16 protein-coding genes are annotated in these 17,901 nt (G+C 71.8%); 11 read left to right on the forward strand and 5 right to left on the reverse strand.

Features of this window, described 5'->3' with window-relative positions; genetic code table 11:
- Positions 1–103: 103 nt before the first annotated feature.
- Positions 104–1,222, reverse strand: coding sequence for a phosphoserine transaminase (gene serC, locus AB3M83_RS11995; RefSeq protein WP_412948396.1), 1,119 nt, complete (start codon positions 1,220–1,222; stop codon positions 104–106).
- A 144-nt stretch (positions 1,223–1,366) separates the two neighbouring features.
- Here serC and AB3M83_RS12000 point away from each other — a divergent pair, with 144 nt between their 5' ends.
- From AB3M83_RS12000 to poxB, 7 genes are all read left to right on the forward strand, one after another.
- Positions 1,367–2,071: an iron-dependent transcriptional repressor DtxR gene (locus AB3M83_RS12000; protein WP_412948399.1), complete on the forward strand. Its 705-nt coding sequence runs from the start codon at positions 1,367–1,369 to the stop codon at positions 2,069–2,071.
- A gap of 222 nt (positions 2,072–2,293) precedes the next feature.
- On the forward strand, positions 2,294–3,169 hold the full coding sequence (locus tag AB3M83_RS12005) for a M23 family metallopeptidase (RefSeq protein WP_412948401.1): 876 nt from the start codon (positions 2,294–2,296) through the stop codon (positions 3,167–3,169).
- A 303-nt stretch (positions 3,170–3,472) separates the two neighbouring features.
- Positions 3,473–3,970: an HNH endonuclease gene (locus tag AB3M83_RS12010; RefSeq protein ID WP_412948403.1), complete on the forward strand. Its 498-nt coding sequence runs from the start codon at positions 3,473–3,475 to the stop codon at positions 3,968–3,970.
- A gap of 269 nt (positions 3,971–4,239) precedes the next feature.
- The gene (locus AB3M83_RS12015) at positions 4,240–4,929 is read left to right on the forward strand and encodes a hypothetical protein (RefSeq protein WP_412948406.1); all 690 of its coding nucleotides are present in this window, start codon (positions 4,240–4,242) and stop codon (positions 4,927–4,929) included.
- Positions 4,929–6,527: a DNA polymerase Y family protein gene (locus AB3M83_RS12020; protein ID WP_412948408.1), complete on the forward strand. Its 1,599-nt coding sequence runs from the start codon at positions 4,929–4,931 to the stop codon at positions 6,525–6,527. Before AB3M83_RS12015 ends, AB3M83_RS12020 begins: the two co-directional genes overlap by 1 nt.
- A complete protein-coding gene (locus AB3M83_RS12025; protein ID WP_412948410.1) occupies positions 6,527–9,934 on the forward strand; it encodes an error-prone DNA polymerase in 3,408 nt (1,135 codons plus the stop codon). The genes AB3M83_RS12020 and AB3M83_RS12025 overlap by 1 nt, the downstream gene beginning before the upstream one ends.
- Before the next feature lie 159 nt (positions 9,935–10,093).
- Positions 10,094–11,824, forward strand: coding sequence for a ubiquinone-dependent pyruvate dehydrogenase (poxB, locus tag AB3M83_RS12030; RefSeq protein WP_412948413.1), 1,731 nt, complete (start codon positions 10,094–10,096; stop codon positions 11,822–11,824).
- 94 nt (positions 11,825–11,918) lie between these two features.
- On the opposite strand, the gene AB3M83_RS12035 is transcribed toward poxB, so the two are convergent.
- The 3 genes from AB3M83_RS12035 to AB3M83_RS12045 form a co-directional block, all read right to left on the reverse strand.
- Positions 11,919–12,200 carry a HesB/IscA family protein gene (locus AB3M83_RS12035; protein WP_412948415.1) on the reverse strand — a complete coding sequence of 94 codons (282 nt, stop codon included), beginning with the start codon at positions 12,198–12,200 and terminating at the stop codon, positions 11,919–11,921.
- Between the two features lie 116 nt (positions 12,201–12,316).
- A complete protein-coding gene (locus AB3M83_RS12040) occupies positions 12,317–13,468 on the reverse strand; it encodes a GDSL-type esterase/lipase family protein (protein WP_412948417.1) in 1,152 nt (383 codons plus the stop codon).
- Positions 13,465–14,043 (reverse strand): TetR/AcrR family transcriptional regulator, encoded by a 579-nt coding sequence (locus AB3M83_RS12045; protein ID WP_412948420.1) that lies wholly within the window; start codon positions 14,041–14,043, stop codon positions 13,465–13,467. Before AB3M83_RS12045 ends, AB3M83_RS12040 begins: the two co-directional genes overlap by 4 nt.
- Before the next feature lie 116 nt (positions 14,044–14,159).
- Between AB3M83_RS12045 and AB3M83_RS12050 the strand changes: the two genes are divergently transcribed.
- On the forward strand, positions 14,160–15,092 hold the full coding sequence (locus AB3M83_RS12050) for a PfkB family carbohydrate kinase (RefSeq protein ID WP_412948423.1): 933 nt from the start codon (positions 14,160–14,162) through the stop codon (positions 15,090–15,092).
- 25 nt (positions 15,093–15,117) lie between these two features.
- Here AB3M83_RS12050 and AB3M83_RS12055 read toward each other — a convergent pair whose 3' ends face one another.
- On the reverse strand, positions 15,118–16,683 hold the full coding sequence (locus AB3M83_RS12055) for a glycosyltransferase family 2 protein (protein WP_412948425.1): 1,566 nt from the start codon (positions 16,681–16,683) through the stop codon (positions 15,118–15,120).
- A 163-nt stretch (positions 16,684–16,846) separates the two neighbouring features.
- On the opposite strand from AB3M83_RS12055, the gene AB3M83_RS12060 reads away from it, so the two are divergent.
- The 3 genes from AB3M83_RS12060 (at position 16,847) to AB3M83_RS12070 (ending at position 17,889) form a co-directional block, all read left to right on the forward strand.
- A complete protein-coding gene (locus AB3M83_RS12060) occupies positions 16,847–17,125 on the forward strand; it encodes an ArsR/SmtB family transcription factor (protein WP_412948427.1) in 279 nt (92 codons plus the stop codon).
- Positions 17,122–17,523, forward strand: a complete 402-nt coding sequence (locus AB3M83_RS12065; protein WP_412948429.1) for a VOC family protein — start codon at positions 17,122–17,124, stop codon at positions 17,521–17,523. The genes AB3M83_RS12060 and AB3M83_RS12065 overlap by 4 nt, the downstream gene beginning before the upstream one ends.
- Before the next feature lie 135 nt (positions 17,524–17,658).
- On the forward strand, positions 17,659–17,889 hold the full coding sequence (locus tag AB3M83_RS12070; RefSeq protein ID WP_412948432.1) for a hypothetical protein: 231 nt from the start codon (positions 17,659–17,661) through the stop codon (positions 17,887–17,889).
- The last annotated feature ends 12 nt before the right edge of the window (positions 17,890–17,901 follow it).

The following is a 17,901-nucleotide window of genomic DNA, read 5'->3' on the forward strand; positions in this document are numbered from 1 at the left end:
TCCGCTGCCACGGCTGACGTCCCGCCCGACACCGCCGGCGGGAAGCGGCACGACCACGACGACCCCGGAGCTTCGGCCCCGGGGTCGTTCGCGTCTGCCGGGGTCAGTCGGCGATGCGCTCCACGGTGTAGTCGATGGCGCGGATGAGCTGACGGACATCGTCCGGCTCGATCGAGACGAACGTCGCGACGCGCAGCTGGTTGCGGCCGAGCTTCCGGTACGGCTCCGTGTCGACGATCCCGTTCGCGCGCAGGCTCTTCGCCACCGCGGCGGCGTCGACCGACTCGTCGAAGTCGATCGTCACGACCACGGGCGAGCGGTCGGCCGGGTTCACGACGAAGGGGGTCGCGAAGGACGCGGCATCCGCCCACTCGTACAGGGCGCCCGACGACTCGCTCGTGCGGGATGCCGCCCACGCCAGGCCGCCGTTGCCGTTGATCCACTGGAGCTGGGAGTCGAGCAGCTGCAGGGTCGCGACCGCGGGGGTGTTGAGCGTCTGGTTGAGGCGCGAATTGTCGAGGGCGTTCTTCAGGCTCAGGAACTCGGGGATGTACCGACCCGACGCGGCGACCCGCTCGATCCGCTCGACCGCCGCCGGCGACACGGCGGCGTACCAGATGCCGCCGTCCGAGCCGAGGTTCTTCTGCGGGGCGAAGTAGTAGACGTCCGTCTGGGTGACGTCGAAGTCGATGCCGCCCGCGGCGCTCGTCGCGTCGATGACGGTCAGGGCGCCCTCGTCGCCGACGACCCGCGCGATCGCGCTCGCGACACCGGTCGAGGTCTCGTTGTGGGCCCACGCGTAGACGTCGACCCCCTCGACGGGCTCGGCGACGGTGCTCGTGCCGGGCTCGACCGAGCGCACGTCCGGCGCCTCGAGCCAGGGAGCGGCGGCCGCCTTCGCGAACTTCCCGCCGAACTCGCCCGAGACGAGGTTCTGCGCGCGCTTCTCGATGAGTCCGAAGGCGGCGGCGTCCCAGAACGCCGTGGAACCGCCGTTCCCGAGGATGATCTCGTAGCCCTCGGGCAGCCGGAGCAGCTCGGCCAGCCCGGTGCGGGTCCGGCCGACGAGGTCCTTGACGGGAGCCTGGCGGTGCGAGGTGCCGAACAGCGTCGCCCCCTGCGTGACGAGCTGCTCGAGCTGCTCGGCGCGGATCTTGGACGGGCCGCAGCCGAATCGTCCGTCGACGGGCAGGATCTCGCGGGGGAGCGGAACAGTGGCCATGCCAGAGATCTTAGAACGCGCGGCGCACCGGTCCCGGCCGCGTGACGGCGCGAGACGGCGGGGACGGATGCCGCGGCCTGCCCGCCGGGTGAGGGAACGGATAGGCTGGACTCCGCCCTGTTTACCGCGCGAGAAGGCATGTGTATGACCGACCTGATCGACACCACCGAGATGTACCTGCGCACGATCCTCGAACTCGAGGAGGAGGGCATCACGCCCCTGCGCGCCCGCATCTCGGAGCGCCTCGGCCACTCCGGCCCGACGGTGTCCCAGACCATCGGTCGCATGGAGCGCGATGGCCTCGTCATCGTGTCGGAGGTCCGCAAGCTCGAGCTCACCGACACCGGCCGCCAGAAGGCCGTCGACGTGATGCGCAAGCACCGCCTCGCCGAGCGGCTGCTCAGCGATGTCATCGGACTCGACTGGGCGTACGTGCACGACGAGGCCTGCCGCTGGGAGCACGTCATGAGCGAGCTCGTGGAGCGCCGGCTCATCGAGCTCCTCGACCACCCGACCGAGTCGCCGTACGGCAACCCGATCCCCGGGCTCGACCAGCTGGGCGACCTGCCGGCGATCACGTTCGACGACGGCGTCGTCGGTCTCGTGCGCCACATGAACGAGTCGGACGGGCCGATCACGGGCACCGTCCGTCGCCTCGCCGAGCCCGTGCAGGTGGACCCCGAACTGCTCATCCAGCTGCGCGACGCCGGGGTCGTCCCCGGCAAGTCCGGGTCGTTCCGATACAGCGAGGGATACGTCCTCGTCGAGATGGACGGCGTCGACGACGCGCTCGAGCTGCCGGTCGAAGTGGCATCCCACATCTTCATCGTCGACGCGCGCGCTGCCTGAGGATCCCCTCCGAGCGGGCCCGCTCAGGTGTCCGCGGCGTGACATATTCGTTATCTTCCGGTAGCGTCGGAGCGTCCAACGGCGAGAAGCCCGCCACGGACCGCTTCGCGAGTTGCCTTTCCGGCTCGTCATTCGCGCAGTGAACCCGTACATCCGTGCCCGACGCGGATAACCCGACGAGCCAGCATCCTCCCCCCGGATGCGGAGGCGCCGGAGGATAGCTTGGCTGAACAGAACCCGTCGACCGAAGCGATCGAAGCGTCGACACCCGCCCGCAAGGCACGGCTCTCGCGCCGTCACGCTGCGAAGACCCCCGCACCCCGCAGCGCCGCGAACCGTCCCCACCCCGTCCGCAGCTTCGTGACTCTCGCCGCCGTCGCCGGCATGGTCGCCACGGTTGCGATCCCGGCCTTCGTCGCCGCCGATCACGGCGATTCCGCCGAGGCGCGCACGCTGCACAACCTCTCCGCCGCGGACGCGCAGGAACTCGTCGTCGCCTCCGAGGCGACGCCCCAGGCGCTCGAGCGCGGCGGCTACTCCGCCACGACGCCGGAAGAGATCCAGAAGAAGAAGGATGCCGAGGCTGCCGAGAAGGCGGCGAAGGCCGCCCTCGCCGCCCGGCTCGCGGCATCCGCGAACTCGTCGACCGCCAGCAGCAGGTCATCCTCGTCCTCGTTCTCGTCGGCGGTCCCGCTGGTGTCGCCCGGCTCGGGCGTCGTCCGCCGTCCGCTCGGCGGCTTCGACAACTTCGGCCGCCCGTACGCCGGCCACAAGGGCACCGACTACATGGTCGGCCGCGGCGCGGGCATCTACTCCGTCGCCGACGGCACCGTGGTCGCCTCGTCCGAGTCCGGCCCGGGCTGGGGCGTGTACGTGAAGATCGCCCACAACATCGGCGGCAAGAGCGTCACCTCGCTGTACGCCCACATGGACTGGGGCACGCGTCGCGTCTCGGTCGGCGACACCGTCTCGGCGGGTCAGCTGATCGGCCAGGTCGGCGACACCGGTCGCGCGAACGGCACGCACCTGCACCTGGAGATCCGGGTCAACAACGGGTACGTCAACGCCGAGTCGTGGCTGCAGGCCAACGCCGGCTGACCGACACGCCGCATCCGTTCACCGGAATTCCGCCCGGGCGTGTCGCCGGGTGTAATAGCCTGTCCCCGACGCTCGAACGAATCGAGGGGGCGCTGATGGAGATCCAACCCCGCATCCACACCCGGAATGCGCTAGGTCGGCATGTCCTTCAGCATCGCGGGCACGAGTGCCGCGACCTCGGTCGTGCACGAAAGGCGCTGTCTTCATGACAGCGCCTTTTTTCGTGCCGGCACCTCGGCCCGCATGGGCGTCCAGACCCGAACACTCCCTGAATCCGTCAGGGCAGTTCGAGAGGACACCCTTATGCGCACACTGGTGCTGAACGCCGGATACGAACCCCTCGCCGTCGTCTCGTTCAAGCGGGCCCTGGTGCTCGTGATGACCGACAAGGCGCGGATCATCGAGCGCGTCGAGGACGACCCGGTCTGGGCCGCGCACGACGTGTTCGACAGACCGGCGGTCATCCTGCTGACGCGGTACGTGCGCATCCCGAACGGGCGTCGCGTCCCGGTCACGAGGCGCGGCGTGCTGCGGCGCGATGGGCACCGGTGCGCGTACTGCGGCAAGGGGGCCACGACGATCGATCACGTGCTTCCCCGCTCGCGCGGCGGCGCCGACTCGTGGGAGAACCTCGTCGCGGCCTGCCTGCGCTGCAACAACGCGAAGGGCGACCGGACGCCGCAGGAGATGCGGTGGGAGCTGCGCTGGCTGCCGATGCCGCCGACCGGCGCGCAGTGGCGGGTGCGCGGCACGGAGCGCACCGAACCCGCCTGGGAGCCGTACCTGGCACTCGCCGCCTGACCGGTCCTCGGATCGCTTCCGCCGGCAGGCGATGATCGTCGCGCCCGGACGGCGGAGGAGCGGCATCCGCCCGGCTGCGCCGCAGGCGAGGAATCGCCGGCGATGCGACACGCCGGGAGGGACGGCCGCGCGCCCGATGCGACGCCCAGATCAGCGGTGTTTCTGCCACATGAGAGGCTCGTCGTGATGTCGGAGGTCGTGCGTATCTTCGATCTCGACCGGTTGAGGTCATCGAACAAAGCTTCTACCATGTCGAGGTGAGATCTATCGTGCGCGACACTGCGACTGCACAAGAAGTGCAGCGTCTGCGTGCGCAGCTCGCGCAGATCCAAGGGCGCAAGCTCGATGCGCCTCCGCTCCCCACCCATCCTGCCCTCGCCGAGCTGCTGCCGGGCGGCGGACTGCGACCGGGATCGTCCTACTCGCTGGGCCGGTCGATGTCGCTGCTGTTCGCCCTGCTCGCGCAGCCGTCGCAGACCGGCAGCTGGTGCGGGGTGGTCGGGATGCCGGGACTCGGCGCCGAGGCGGCAGAGAGCGCCGGGGTGGATCTGTCCCACCTGGTGCTCATCCCCGAGCCGGGACCGCGCTGGCTCACCGTGACGGCGACGATCGCCGATGTGCTGCCCGTGGTCGCGGTGCGCCCGCCGAGCCGGGCGAAGGACGCCGACGTCTCCCGCCTCGCGGCGCGCATGCGTGAGCGCGGCGTGGTCCTGCTGGTGCAGGGACCGTGGCCGCAGACCGAGGCGATGATCGACGTGACGGATGCCCGCTGGTCGGGCCTCGGCGACGGCTACGGCGTCCTGTCGGACCGGGAGCTGACCGTCACGGTGTCGAGTCGTCGCTTTCCGATGCCGCGGTCGTCGCGGCTGCTGCTGCCCGCTCCGGACGGATCGATCGCCGTCACGGAGCAGCCGGTGCAGCCGGTGGAGCAGCTGCGGCCGATGCGGGCGGTGAGCTGATGGCCGGGGTGACGGCCCGCGCCGCGACGGTCGCTCCCGGGACCGGGCCGGTGCGCAGCCTCGTCGTCTGGGTGCCCGACTGGCCGGTGGTCGCGCTGGCCCGCGAGGGGGCGGCCGAGGTCGGCCAGCCGATCGCGGTGTTCGCGAAGGGGATGGTCGCGGCATGCTCGCCCGCCGCCCGCGCCGACGGTGTGCGGCGCGGGCAGCGACGCCGCGACGCGCAGGCGCGGTGCCCGCAGCTCGTCGTCGTCGACGCCGACGAGACCCGCGATCACCGCACGTTCGCCCCGCTCATCGCGAAGCTCGAGGAGATCGCCCCCGGGGTGCAGCTGCGTGAGCCGGGGCTCTGCGCCCTGCGGGTGCGCGGACCGGCCCGGTTCTACGGCGGCGAGGCGGGTGCCGCGACCGCACTGACCGGCGCGCTCGCCGAGCTTGGCGTGCACGACGTGCGGGCCGGGGTCGCCGACGGTCCGTTCACCGCCGAGCAGGCGGCCCGCTCCACCGGTCCCGATGCGCCGCTGCGCATGGTGCCGCCGGGTGGGGCCGCCGCGTTCCTGTCGCCGCTCCCGGTGACGGCGCTCGAGGACGAGGCCATCGCGAGCCTGTTCGCGCGGCTCGGCATCCACACTCTCGGTCAGCTCGCCGCCCTCCCGACCGAGCGGCTCGTCGAACGGCTCGGCCCGCGCGGCGCGCGCCTGCACGCACTGGCATCCGGTCGCGATTCGCAGCCCGTGCAGCCGCGGAAGCCGCCGCCCGAGCTGCACCGCGAGGTGACCTTCGAGCCGCCGCTCGAGATCGCCGACCAGGTGGCGTTCGGCGTGCGCGTCGCGGCCGAGGAGTTCATCGCCGCGCTCGGCGCCGTCGACCTCGTCTGCACCGAGTTGCGTGTCGCGCTGACCGGCGATCGCGGCGAGCACAGCGAGCGGGTGTGGCTGCATCCCGGCGCGTTCGACGCGGCGGCCGTCGTCGACCGGGTGCGCTGGCAGCTCGCCGAGCGGGGGCTCCGGAGCCCCGTCGCGGCGGTGCGGATCGAGCCCGAGACGGTCGACGAGGCGTCGCACCACGTGAAGGGGCTGTTCGGGTCGGGGCCCGAGGAGCGCGTGCACTCGGCGCTGTCGCGCGTGCAGGCGATGCTCGGCCATCGCGGTGTCGTGACGCCGCAGGTCGGCGGCGGGCGGTGGCTGAACGAGCGGCAGGTGCTCGTGCCGTGGGGTGACCGGGCCGCCGTGGCGGAGCGGGCGCGGCCGTGGCCGGGAAGCCTGCCCGACCCGCTGCCGGCGACGGTGTTCCCCGAGCCGGTCCCGGTCGCCGTGACCGACGCCGACGGCGACATGGTGGCCGTCGACGGACGCGGCGAGCTGACCGCCGACCCGGTCGCCCTGACACTGCCCGGCGCGCCGGACGCGTCCGGATCGCCGCGCCCGCGGCATCCGCGGCGCATCGAGACCTGGGCAGGGCCGTGGCCGGTGATGGAACGGGGGTGGGATGCCGCCCGCGCCCGGCGCGCACACCGGTTCCAGGTGGTCGACGACGCGCAGACCGCGTGGCTGCTGGTCTGCGAAGAGGGTGTCTGGCATGCCGAGGGGAGGTACGACTGATGGGCTGGGGCAACAATCCGTCGGTGAGCTGGTCCGAGATGGAGCGCCTCCTCAGCGACCGGCGGCGCCCCAAGACGACCCCCGGCGGCGCCGACGGCGGCGACAGTCCCGCCTGGTCGCACAAGCGCGGGACGTACCGTCCGCCCGAGATCGAGCGGCCCGCCGACGTCGTGCCGTACGCCGAGCTCCACGCCCATTCGTCGTTCTCGTTCCTCGACGGGGCGTCATCGCCCGAGGACCTCGTGGAGGAGGCGGAGCGGCTCGGTCTGCACGCGCTCGCCGTGACCGACCACGACGGGTTCTACGGCATCGTCCGGTTCGCCGAGGCGGCCGAGCATCTGACCGTGAAGACCGTGTTCGGCGCGGAGCTGTCGCTGGGGCTGCCCGGCCCGCAGAACGGCGAGGCCGACCCGCACGCCACGCACCTGCTGGTCCTGGCACGCGGCGAGGAGGGGTATCACCGGCTCGCCGCGGCGATCACGGCCGCGCAGCTCGCCGGCGGCGAGAAGGGCAAACCCGTCTACGACCTCGACGAGCTGGCGGAGCGTGCGGGCGGGCACTGGACGGTCCTCACCGGATGCCGGAAGGGTGCGGTCCGCCGTGCCCTCCGGGACGGCGGCCCCGACGACGCGGGGGCCGAGATCGACCGTCTCGTCGGCCTGTTCGGCTCCGACCGGGTCGAGGTGGAGCTCATCGACCACGGTGCCCCGACCGACTCCCGCGACAACGACGCGCTCGCCGCGCTCGCCGCCGAGCGCGGCCTGCCGGTCGTCGCGACCAACAACGTGCACTACGCGGTCCCCGAGAAGGTGCACCTGGCGGCGGCGGTCGCCGCGGTCCGCGCGAACCGCGGCCTCGACGAGCTCGACGGCTGGCTGCCGTCCAACGCGAGCGCGCACCTGCGGTCGGGCGCCGAGATGGCGCGGCGGTTCCGCCGCCACCCGGCGGCGATCGCCCGCACCGTGGAGCTCGCCGATGAGCTGGCGTTCCCGCTGCGGCGTGCCAAGCCCGCGCTGCCGAAGATGCCGGTGCCCGACGGGCACACGCCGATGAGCTGGCTGCGGCACCTCGTGTGGGAGGCGGTGCCGCGCAAGTATCCGGATGCCACCGACGAGAACCGCGCCCGCATCGAGAAGGAGCTCGGGGTCATCGAGCAGAAGGACTTCCCGGGATACTTCCTCATCGTGCACGGCATCGTGCAGGAGGCGCGACGCCGCGGCATCCTGTGCCAGGGGCGCGGATCGGCGGCGAACAGCGCCGTCTGCTACCTGCTCGACATCACCGCGATCGATTCGATCTTCTACGACCTGCCGTTCGAGCGGTTCCTGTCGGCGCTGCGCGAGGAGGAGCCCGACATCGACGTCGACTTCGACTCGGACCGCCGCGAGGAGATCATCCAGTGGGTCTACGAGACCTACGGGCGCGACCGGGCGGCGCAGGTGGCGAACGTCATCCAGTACCGCCCGAAGAACGCGGTGCGCGACATGGCGAAGGCGCTCGGGCATTCGCCGGGACAGCAGGACGCCTGGTCGAAGCAGGTGGAGCGCTGGGGCGGCACGGTGGACACTCCCGGCGATCACGACATCCCCGACCGGGTGATCGCGTACGCGTCCGAGCTGCTGAAGGCCCCGCGACACCTCGGCATCCACTCCGGTGGCATGGTGCTCACCGACCGGCCCGTCGGCGAGGTGGTGCCGATCGAGCATGCGCGCATGGAGAACCGCACCGTCATCCAGTGGGACAAGGACGACGCGGCATGGATGGGGCTCGTGAAGTTCGACCTGCTGGGCCTCGGGATGCTCGCGGCGCTGCAGTACTGCTTCGACATGATCGAGGCGGCGACGGGGGAGCGGTGGAGCCTCGACACCATGCCGAAGGAGGAGGCGGCGGTGTACGACATGCTGTGCCGGGCCGATTCGATCGGGGTGTTCCAGGTCGAGTCGCGGGCGCAGATGGGGCTGCTGCCGCGGCTTCAGCCACGCGCCTTCTACGACCTGGTGATCGAGATCGCGCTGATCCGGCCCGGGCCCATCCAGGGCGGCGCCGTGCACCCGTTCGTGCGACGCAAGCTCGGTCATGAGCCGGTCACCTACGCGCACGAGAAGCTCAAGCCGGTGCTGGAGCGGACCCTCGGCATCCCGGTGTTCCAGGAGCAGCTCATGCAGATGGGCATGGCCGTCGGCGGGCTGACGGGGGAGGATGCCGACCTGCTGCGACGCGCGATGGGCTCGAAGCGCGGCATCGAGCGGATCGACTCGCTGAAGAAGAAGCTGTACGAGGGCATGGCCGCGAACGGGCTCGAGGGCGATGTCGCGGACGACATCTACGCGAAGATCCAGGCGTTCGCGAACTTCGGCTTCGCCGAGAGCCACTCGCTGTCGTTCGGGCTGCTCGTGTACGCGTCGTCGTGGCTGAAGCTGCACTATCCGGCGGCGTTCCTCGCCGCACTCCTGCGGGCGCAGCCGATGGGGTTCTACTCGCCGGCGACGCTCACCGCCGACGCCCGCCGGCACGGCGTGGAGGTGCGGCGACCCGACCTGCACGCGTCGGGGGTGGATGCCGGGATCGAGTCGGTGCTGCCGGGCGCGCACCGCCGCGTCCCCACGGGGCGTCCGTCGTGCGGCGAGAGGATCCAGCCGCCGGTGCCGGTGTTCGACGCGTCGAAGCCGGACGAGTCGGCCGCCCATCGGCGCGATGGGGCGTTCGCGGTGCGGCTGGGACTGGCATCCGTCACCGGCATCGGAGTGCCGTTGGCGCGGAAGATCATCGCGGAGCGGGATGCGGCGGGCCCGTTCCGGGATCTGCGCGACCTGGTGCGGCGCACCGGCGCGACGACGGCGCAGCTCGAGGCGCTCGCCACCGCCGGGGCGTTCGAGTGTCTCGGGATCAGCCGACGGGAGGGGATCTGGCTGGCCGGGGATGCGGCGCAGGACCGGCAGGAGTTCCTCGAGGGGTCGCTGGTGTCGGTGCAGCCGCCGCTGTTCCCCGACCAGTCGAGCTACGACGTGCTCGCCGCGGACCTCTGGGCGACGGGGGTGTCGGCCGATGACCATCCGGTGACGCACTACCGGTCGCAGTTGGATGCCCGGGGCGTCGTGACCTCGCGCGGCATGCGCACCCATGAGATCGGGCGGCGGATCGAGGTCGCGGGGCTCGTCACCCACCGGCAGCGGCCGGCGACGGCATCCGGGGTCACGTTCCTCAACCTCGAGGACGAGCACGGGGTGATGAACGTGATCTGCTCGGTCGGGGTGTGGAACCGGTATCGGCGGATCCTGCGCGACAGTCCTGCGCTGATCGCCCGCGGGATGCTGGAGCGCTCGCCGGAGGGCGTGACCAACCTCGTCGCCGACGGCTTCGAGGACCTGCGCGTCGGCGTGCAGCACCGCTCCCGCGACTTCCGGTGAGCGGATGCCGGTGCCGGCGGCATCCGTCTCGGCGAGGCGGACGTTCTGCGACGAGACGCACGGCGGCGACGTCCGTCTCGCACCGGATCGTCCGTCTCGCGCGAGGCCCGTTCCGCAAGGGGGGTCGACATCCAAGGAGCCCGGCGTACCGTGGCGGCCATGCCGAACGTCGCAGAGTTCTTCATCGACAGCCTGGTCCGCGCGGGAGTCACCCGGATCTGGGGTCTCGCGGGCGACTCCCTCAACGCCTTCACGGACGCGCTCCGCAGGGACGGCCGCATCGAGTGGTTGCACATGCGCCACGAAGAGGCCGCCGCCTTCGCCGCGGGAGCGGATGCCGAGATGACCGGCGATCTCGCCGTCGTCGCGGGATCCAGCGGCCCCGGCAACCTCCACTTCATCAACGGTCTGTTCGACGCGAACCGCAACCGGGTCCCGGTGCTCGCGATCGCCTCGCACATCCCGTCCGCCGAGATCGGCGGCGGCTACTTCCAGGAGACGCACCCGCAGGAGCTGTTCCGCGAGTGCAGCGTCTATTCCGAGCTCCTCGCCGATCCGGTGCAGCTGCCGTACGTCCTCGAGATCGCGATGCGGAGCGCCGTCGAGAAGCGCGGCGTGGCCGTCGTCGCCGTCCCCGGTGACGTCTTCTTCCAGGACGCGCCCGAACGTCGGCCCACCGCCCCCATCCGCAGGGCGCTGCGCCGCGTGGTGCCGCTCGACGGTGAGCTGAACCTCGCCGCCGACGTCCTGAACGCGGCGAAGAAGGTCACGATCCTCGCCGGAGCCGGCGTCGCCGACGCGCACGACGAGGTCATCGCGCTCGCCGAAGCCCTGCAGGCGCCGATCGTGCACGCCCTGCGCGGCAAGGAGCACATCGAGTGGGACAACCCCTACGACGTCGGGATGACGGGGCTCCTCGGCTTCGCCTCGGGCTACCGCGCCATGGAGAAATGCGATGCCCTGCTCATGCTCGGCACCGACTTCCCCTATCGCCAGTTCCTGCCGCAGGACGCGAAGATCGTGCAGGTCGACATCCGCGGCGAGCAGCTCGGCCGCCGCACCGCGATCGACGTCGGCATCGTCGGGGGAGTCCGCGAGACGATCACCGAGCTGCTGCCGATGATCGATACCGGCCGCAGCGGTCGGCACCTGAAGGACAGCGTCGACCATTACGCCAAGACCCGGAACTCCCTGGACGACCTCGCCGTCGACGACGGCAAGGCCCCGATGCATCCGCAGTACGTCGCGCGCATGGTCGACGAGCTCGCCGCGGACGACGCCGTCTTCACCGCGGACGTCGGCAGCCCCGTCATCTGGGCGTCGCGCTACCTGACCATGAACGGCCGGCGCCGGCTGATCGGGTCGTTCAGTCACGGGTCGATGGCCAACGCGCTGCCGCAGGCGCTCGGCGCCAAGGCGTCGGACCGCCGCCGCCAGGTCGTCGCGCTCGCCGGCGACGGCGGCCTCACGATGCTCCTCGGCGACCTGCTCTCGGCACGGCAGAACGACCTTCCGGTGGTCGTCGTCGTGTTCAACAACTCGTCGCTCAACTTCATCGAGCTCGAGATGAAGGCCGCCGGCATCGTCACGTTCGGGACGGAGCTGGCCAACCCGAACTTCGCCGACGTCGCCCAGGCGATGGGGATCACCGGCATCCGTGTCGAGCGCGGCAAGGATCTGCGTCCGGCGCTCGAGCAGGCGTTCGCGAGCACCGGTCCCGTTCTCGTCGACGTCGTGACGGCCCGCGACGAACTGTCGATCCCGCCTGCGATCACCGTCGCACAGGCGAAGGGCTTCACGATGTGGGCCCTGAAGACGGTGCTGTCGGGTCGCGGCGACGAGCTTCTCGACCTCGCCGACACGAACGTGTGGCGGCGCATCTTCGACTGACGGATGCCGGCGCGCCCGCCTCGACGACGTCCCTCACAACGGCGAGAGCCCCGATCCCGCAGGGGACCGGGGCTCTCGAAGCCTGGGTGTGGCGTCAGACGGCCTGCGCGAGCGCGAAGCCGACGGACCCGTCCTCCTGGACGCGGGCGTCGAGGATGCGGTCGTCGAGCGCGACGTTCGCCGCCTCGTCGACGAAGACGCGTGCGCCGTCGCTCTCCACGACGGTGTCGCCCGCCTCGGGGGCCTGGGCGAGAGAGAGGGCGTAGCCGCTCTCGGGGTTTGCGGCCTCGGCGATGCGCAGGCCACCGGTGGTGGTGGGGATCTGCGAGGCGAGGTTCTTGACGGCACTGCTGGCGTTCTCGGTGAGTGTGAGCATGGTGCTCCCTTCCGTGGATTGCGTGAGCCCGCCACGATTCCGAGAACCACGCCGTCATGCAAACACTGACACGCCTTGCCGCATGACTCACACGGTTTACGGAGGTTCGGCGCCGCTCAGGCGTCGGCCGCGAACGCCCCGCCCACGTCGAACACACGGGCGGCGAAGCGCTCGCCGATGAGCTCGTGCGCGTCGGCGCCCGGGTGCAGGCCGTCCGGCAGCGGCATGAGGGCGGCATCCGTCTCGCCGTACAGCTCCAGGCCGTCGAGCAGGTGCAGGTTCGGGTCGTCGCGGAGCGCGAACACCTCGCGCAGCGCGTCGCGGACGACCTCGAGCGTCAGCCGACCGAGCGCGGTATCGCCCTCCGTCCCGCTCGCCGTGAAGCGCAGCGTGCCCGTCGCGAAGGCCTCCGGGTCGATCGCCCCCGGTCCGGGCGTCTTCTCGTGGATGGCGCAGTGGATCGCCGTGATCAGAACGAGCGGCGTGTCGGGATGGCCGTCGCGGATTGTGTCGAGGAACCCGTGGACCGCGGGGACGAACGCGCGTCGCCGCATGGCGTCCGCGTTCACGACGTTGATCCCGAGCGCGACGCTGATCAGGTCGGCGGGCGCGTCGCGGATGACGCGCGCCAGGAACGGGTCGGCCATCGCGCTGCCGCCGAACCCGAGGTTGCGCAGCTCGACGTCACCGCGGTGCGCCGCGATCGCCGGCCACGTGCCGCTCGGCCGCGTCGCGTTCGACCCCTGACTGATCGAGCTGCCGTGATGCACCCAGCGGCGCCGTTCGCGCGCATCGGGTACGACGGGCGCATCGGCGTGCAGCGCGAGGAGGTCGACCGTCTCGGTGTGCGGGAGCCAGATCTCGACGAGCTTGTCGGACGCGTCGAGCCCCTCGAGCACCACGGATTGGGGCGCGCCCTCGGCCAGGGTGGTCTGCCCGGTCCGAGGGTCGGTGTCGGTGACGTCGCCGCCGACCAGCTCGGCGCTCGTGTGCAGCTCGCCGTCGATGCGCACGTCGACGCAGCCGCGGGCGCGTCCGACGCCGAGGATCGTCGCCCGGGTCGCGTGCAGCACGAGCTCGACGCACGTCGCCGGCGTCCGGAACGCGACCCTCACGCCGGCGGGCTGCGCTTCGACGCCGAGCAGCTGCGGCTCGGGGAACCGGGTGCGCACGTGCGCGGGCAGGCGATGCGGACGGATGCCGCGAGGCGTCGCCTCGAGCTCGGCCGCGCCGCGGACGATCGAACCGTCGAGGGGAACCGTGATCATGAGTGTGCCTCCTGCGGCCATGAGGTGAGTGCCCGGTCGATGGCGTCGACCGCGCGCGCCCAGGACGTCTCGGTGGAATCATCGCGGTGGGCGAAGGAACGGGCGCCTTCGAGGGCGAGGTAGCCGGCCACGGCGCCGCCGACGAAGCGCGCGGCGTGGACGCCCTCGCTCTCGGGCAGCCGGTAGCCGCGCAGGACGGCGAGGAGCAGGGAGGACACGCGGGATGCCGCCGGTGAGGCGGCCGCGGCATCCTCGACGGGCTCCTGCAGCATCGCCCACCGCGCCGGGTGGGCGAACGCGTAGTCGCGCTGCGCCTGCGCGAAGCCGCGGAGCGCGTCGAGGCGGGACCGCCCGGCCACGGCGTCCGCGGTCTGGTCGGCGACTTCGGCGAGGATCGACGTCTGCAGCGCGGCCCGCAGCGCGGCGAGGTCCCGGATGTGGACGTAGAGGCTGGCCGGCTGCACGTTCACCCGGCGGGCGACCGCCGACATCGAGAGGGCTGTCGCGCCCTCGGCGTCGATGAGGTCGCGCGCCGCGTCGACGACGGCGGCGGGGGAGAGTGAGGCGCGGGGCATGACCCCTATCCTACACCCCGTAGGCGGAAGCCGACTAAGCGTAGGCACGAGCCGCGGCGGTCCGGCGGACGCGGCGGGTTTGGTGTCGCAGCGGTCGACGCGCGAGGCTGTCATCGATGTCCTCCGACGAGAAGGTCCCCGCACCGCCGCACCCCGACCTCGATGCCGCCCGGCGGCGCGTCACGGTGGTCGGCGCCGCGGCCCGCGACCTCGTGGTGCAGGCCGCCCTTCCCGGCGCCGGCGCAAGCGCCCCGGTGACCCGCGTGATCGAGCGGCTCGGCGGCAAGGGCGCGAACATCGCCGCCGGCGTGCTTCAGCTGATTCCCGGCGCAGCCGTGTCGCTGATCGCGGTGCTCGGCGCCGACGCGGCAGGCGATGCGGCGGCGACGGATGCCACGGACCTCGGCCTCGACATCGCCGCCGTCGCGCGGCGCGGCGAGACCTCGCTCCTCGTCGACGTCACGGACGGGCGCGGCGAGCGTCGGCTGCTGGAGCACGTTCCCGCCGCGGCGATAGTGACGGCGTCGGATGTGCGGGCGGCGGCATCCGTCCTCCGGGCGGCGGGCGTCGTGGTCCTGCAGCTGCAGCAGGATGCGGAGGCGCTGGTCGAGGCCGCGGACATCGCTCACGACGCCGGAGCCGTCCTCGTGCTCGACGGCGCGACCGGAGGTGCCGCGCGGGATCGGCTGCTGCCCCGGGCGACGGTCGTGCGGGCCGACGCGGCCGAGGCCGAGATGCTCACGGGACGGACCGTCTCGTCGCGGGCGGATGCCGAGCGCGCCGCGGCCGACCTGCTCGAGCGGGGCCCTCGGCTCGTGGCCCTCGCCGTGCCGGGCGAGGGCGATCTGGTGGTGTGGCCGGAGGGGTCGCACCTCTTCGCGCACCGGGAATCCGCCATCGTCGACCCGACCGGCGCCGGCGATGCGTTCATCGCGGGTCTCGTGGCCGGGCTCCTCGCCGACGAGGACCCGTTCTCGGTCGGGCAGCGCGGAGCGGATGCCGCGGCGACGGCCGTGCAGCAGCTCGGCGGCTTCACCCGGTTCGGCTGAGACCACGCCTGCCGGGGCGAGGGTCCTAGTCCTGTCGGGTGACGGTCCGGCGCAGGCGTCCGACCGTCCGCGCGATGAGATTCCGCGCCTTCCCGCCCGGCCACTCCCGGCGCAGCTCGAGGGAGCCGTCCTCGTCGAGCACGAGCTCGCAGCGACGGCCGGCCAGCAGGGGAGAGGGGCCGAGCGCGGCGATGATCGCGGGGTCCGCGTGCAGCGGGGTGCTGATCTCGAAGCCGCCGTGCGTGACCGTCGCGTGGAGGCGCCCGCTCGTGTAGGTCTCGTCCCGCCCGAACACGAACAGCGGGTCGAGGTCGGCGTGCCGGGCGGCGCCGTCGGGGCGCTGGTCGCCGGGGATGCGGCGGTCGATTCCCGCCGCCTTGTTCCGGATGGCGAGCTCGATCCGGTCCTTCGTCAGGTCGCGGGTCGCGTCGAGGGTCTCGGCGGGGAGGTCGCCGAGCGCGAGGTGAGCGGGCGGTTGCCAGGTGCTGGTGGGGCCGCTGGCATCCGTCGCGATCGACTCGAAGGCGAGCGGCTCGCCGTCCGCGGTGACGATTCGCGCCTCGACGGTGAGCGCGAGGGTGCCGCGTCGCGTCCAGCGGGCACTCGTGACCTGGGGTCGGGTGGTGAGGCCGGCCTCGAACTCGGCGAAGCGGAGGAGGTCGTCGCGGCGGTCGGCGTGCAGCAACGCCGAGCGCACCCGCAGCGGGAGCGAGAGCTTCGCGTCGACGCCCGGTCCGAAGTGCCGCTGGATGAGGGGGATGACGGCGTCGAAGAAGCGCGTGCGGTACTCGTCGGGGTAGCGGGCGATGCGCTTGCCGCTGAGGCGGTTGAGGATCTTTCCGCGATACCAGTGGCGGAGGAGGGTGTCGCGCAGCCGTCCGGGTTCGGTGTTGCTCTCGACGAGATCGAGGACGGCTTCGAGGTGGGGGAAGTAGGTGTCGGGGTCGATGCGCGCCGAGCTGGCGCTGCCCGGGTTCTTCAGCCAGGCGTAGCACGGGGTGCTGGCGAGGACCGAGATCGTGCGGGCGGCGAAGTAGGCGCGCATCACGAAGAGGTGGTCTTCGAGGCGCACGCGTCCGTCCGGGTAGCGGATGCCGTGGTCGCGCAGGAACGCCGTCCGGAACATCTTGTGCGGCGTCAGCATGTCGAGGATCGGGTCGCGCCCGAGCTCGGCCGACGGGATGTCGCGGCGGAACATCGCCGCGGGGATCTTGCGGCCGACGCCGACGACCTTGCCGATGACGACGTCGGAGGTGTTGCGGTCGGCGTAGTCGCACATCGCCTGCAGGGCGCCGTCGAAGAGCCGGTCGTCCTGGTCGGCGAAGAAGACGTACGTGCCCTCGGCGGCGTCGATGCCCGCGTTGCGGGGCGTTCCCGGCCAGCCGGTGTGCGGCAGGGTGAGGACGCGGACGTTCGGGCGGGTGCGGGCGACCTCGGCGAGGCGGGCCTGGGTGGCCTCGCCGGAGCCGTCGTCGCAGAGGAGGACTTCGAACTCTGCGGTGTCGAGGGTCTGCCGGTCGAACGAGCGGATCAGGTCGTCGAAGTTCTCCTTCGGCTCGTACACCGGCACGATGACACTCGCGCGCAACACCATTCGGATTCGACCTCCGTGCTCAAGACTGACCATCCATCACCCCACGGATGCCGCGGATTGGCAAGTCGGATGCCGCGGGGTTGCGAAGCGGGGGCGGGGAGCTGTCCCGTGAAGCGGTGAACCCTTGATAGGCAAGTGGATACTTGCCTATGATGCGGTCATGGGCGATGTGTTCAAGGCGCTGGCCGACGAGACGCGGCGGCTGATCCTGGACGACCTCGCCGAGCGGGACGAGCAGACGCTGTTCGAGCTGTGCGTGCGCCTGTCGAACCGTGGGCGCACGGCGAGCAGGCAGGCGGTCTCGCAGCACCTGGACGTGCTGGAGGCTGCGGGGCTGGTGCACAGCGAACGTCGTGGCCGCTACAAGTTCCACCGAATCGATACCCGGCCGCTCGCGCAGATCGCAGAGCGGTGGCCGATCACCTCAGGAGAATCATGAAGATCCAGGCAGTCAGCGTGTTCGTCGACGACCAGCAGCGCGCGTTGGAGTTCTACAGCGAGAAGCTCGGATTTGCGGTGGCGGCGGACATCCCGATGGGGGAGCACCGGTGGTTGACGGTGATGGACCCGGATGCACCGACGGGCACGCAGCTCTCCCTCGAGCCGAAGGACCATCCGGCGGTGCCGCCGTTCACCGAGGCGCTCGTGGCGGACGGCATCCCGTTCTGCTCGTTCGCGGTCGACGACGTGCACGCGGAGTACGAGCGGCTGACGGCGGCCGGGGTGACGTTCACGCAGGCGCCGCTCGCGCAGGGTCCTGTCACGACGGCCGTGCTCGACGACACGGTGGGCAACCTGATCCAGCTCGCCTCGTTCGCCGCGCCGGGAGCCGAGTGAGCGAAAGTGGAGCGGCGCGAGCAGGCGCCGAGGGTCTCGGCTGCGCCCGGCGTGCAGTGCGCCCATCTCCGTCGCGCGGGGGAAGTGGCTGCAGGCTGGCATGGCTAGCGTCGGAGGACGCGAAAGGAGACCGAGATGACGAATGACACGAATGGCCAGCCGGTGGCTGTCTGGTACTTCGTCGGTGCGACCTTTGCCGGCGTCGGCCCGACGCTGTTCTTCTCCGATCCGAACGTGTTCTTGCGGATCGTGTTCCTTGTGATCGCGTTGGGACTGATCGCTGCCGGGTTCGTGCAGCTCCGTCGGGAGACGGGAGCAGGCAAGCGGGGCGGGGCCGCGCCGGAGGATCCCGGGCCTCCGAGCTAGCCGGCGGCCGTC

The organism is Microbacterium pasadenense (assembly GCF_047246565.1).
Taxonomy (GTDB): domain Bacteria; phylum Actinomycetota; class Actinomycetes; order Actinomycetales; family Microbacteriaceae; genus Microbacterium.

Excerpts from the sequence above, each read along its gene's own strand:
- AB3M83_RS12045 (WP_412948420.1), bottom strand. The coding sequence starts at position 14,043 with ATGCCCCGCGCCTCACTCTCCCCCGCCGCCGTCGTCGACGCGGCGCGC.
- AB3M83_RS12050 (WP_412948423.1), top strand. The coding sequence starts at position 14,160 with ATGTCCTCCGACGAGAAGGTCCCCGCACCGCCGCACCCCGACCTCGAT.
- AB3M83_RS12000 (WP_412948399.1), top strand. The coding sequence starts at position 1,367 with ATGACCGACCTGATCGACACCACCGAGATGTACCTGCGCACGATCCTC.
- AB3M83_RS12070 (WP_412948432.1), top strand. The coding sequence starts at position 17,659 with ATGACGAATGACACGAATGGCCAGCCGGTGGCTGTCTGGTACTTCGTC.
- serC (WP_412948396.1), bottom strand. The coding sequence starts at position 1,222 with ATGGCCACTGTTCCGCTCCCCCGCGAGATCCTGCCCGTCGACGGACGA.
- AB3M83_RS12020 (WP_412948408.1), top strand. The coding sequence starts at position 4,929 with ATGGCCGGGGTGACGGCCCGCGCCGCGACGGTCGCTCCCGGGACCGGG.
- AB3M83_RS12025 (WP_412948410.1), top strand. The coding sequence starts at position 6,527 with ATGGGCTGGGGCAACAATCCGTCGGTGAGCTGGTCCGAGATGGAGCGC.
- AB3M83_RS12035 (WP_412948415.1), bottom strand. The coding sequence starts at position 12,200 with ATGCTCACACTCACCGAGAACGCCAGCAGTGCCGTCAAGAACCTCGCC.
- AB3M83_RS12065 (WP_412948429.1), top strand. The coding sequence starts at position 17,122 with ATGAAGATCCAGGCAGTCAGCGTGTTCGTCGACGACCAGCAGCGCGCG.
- AB3M83_RS12010 (WP_412948403.1), top strand. The coding sequence starts at position 3,473 with ATGCGCACACTGGTGCTGAACGCCGGATACGAACCCCTCGCCGTCGTC.
- AB3M83_RS12040 (WP_412948417.1), bottom strand. The coding sequence starts at position 13,468 with ATGATCACGGTTCCCCTCGACGGTTCGATCGTCCGCGGCGCGGCCGAG.
- AB3M83_RS12060 (WP_412948427.1), top strand. The coding sequence starts at position 16,847 with ATGGGCGATGTGTTCAAGGCGCTGGCCGACGAGACGCGGCGGCTGATC.
- poxB (WP_412948413.1), top strand. The coding sequence starts at position 10,094 with ATGCCGAACGTCGCAGAGTTCTTCATCGACAGCCTGGTCCGCGCGGGA.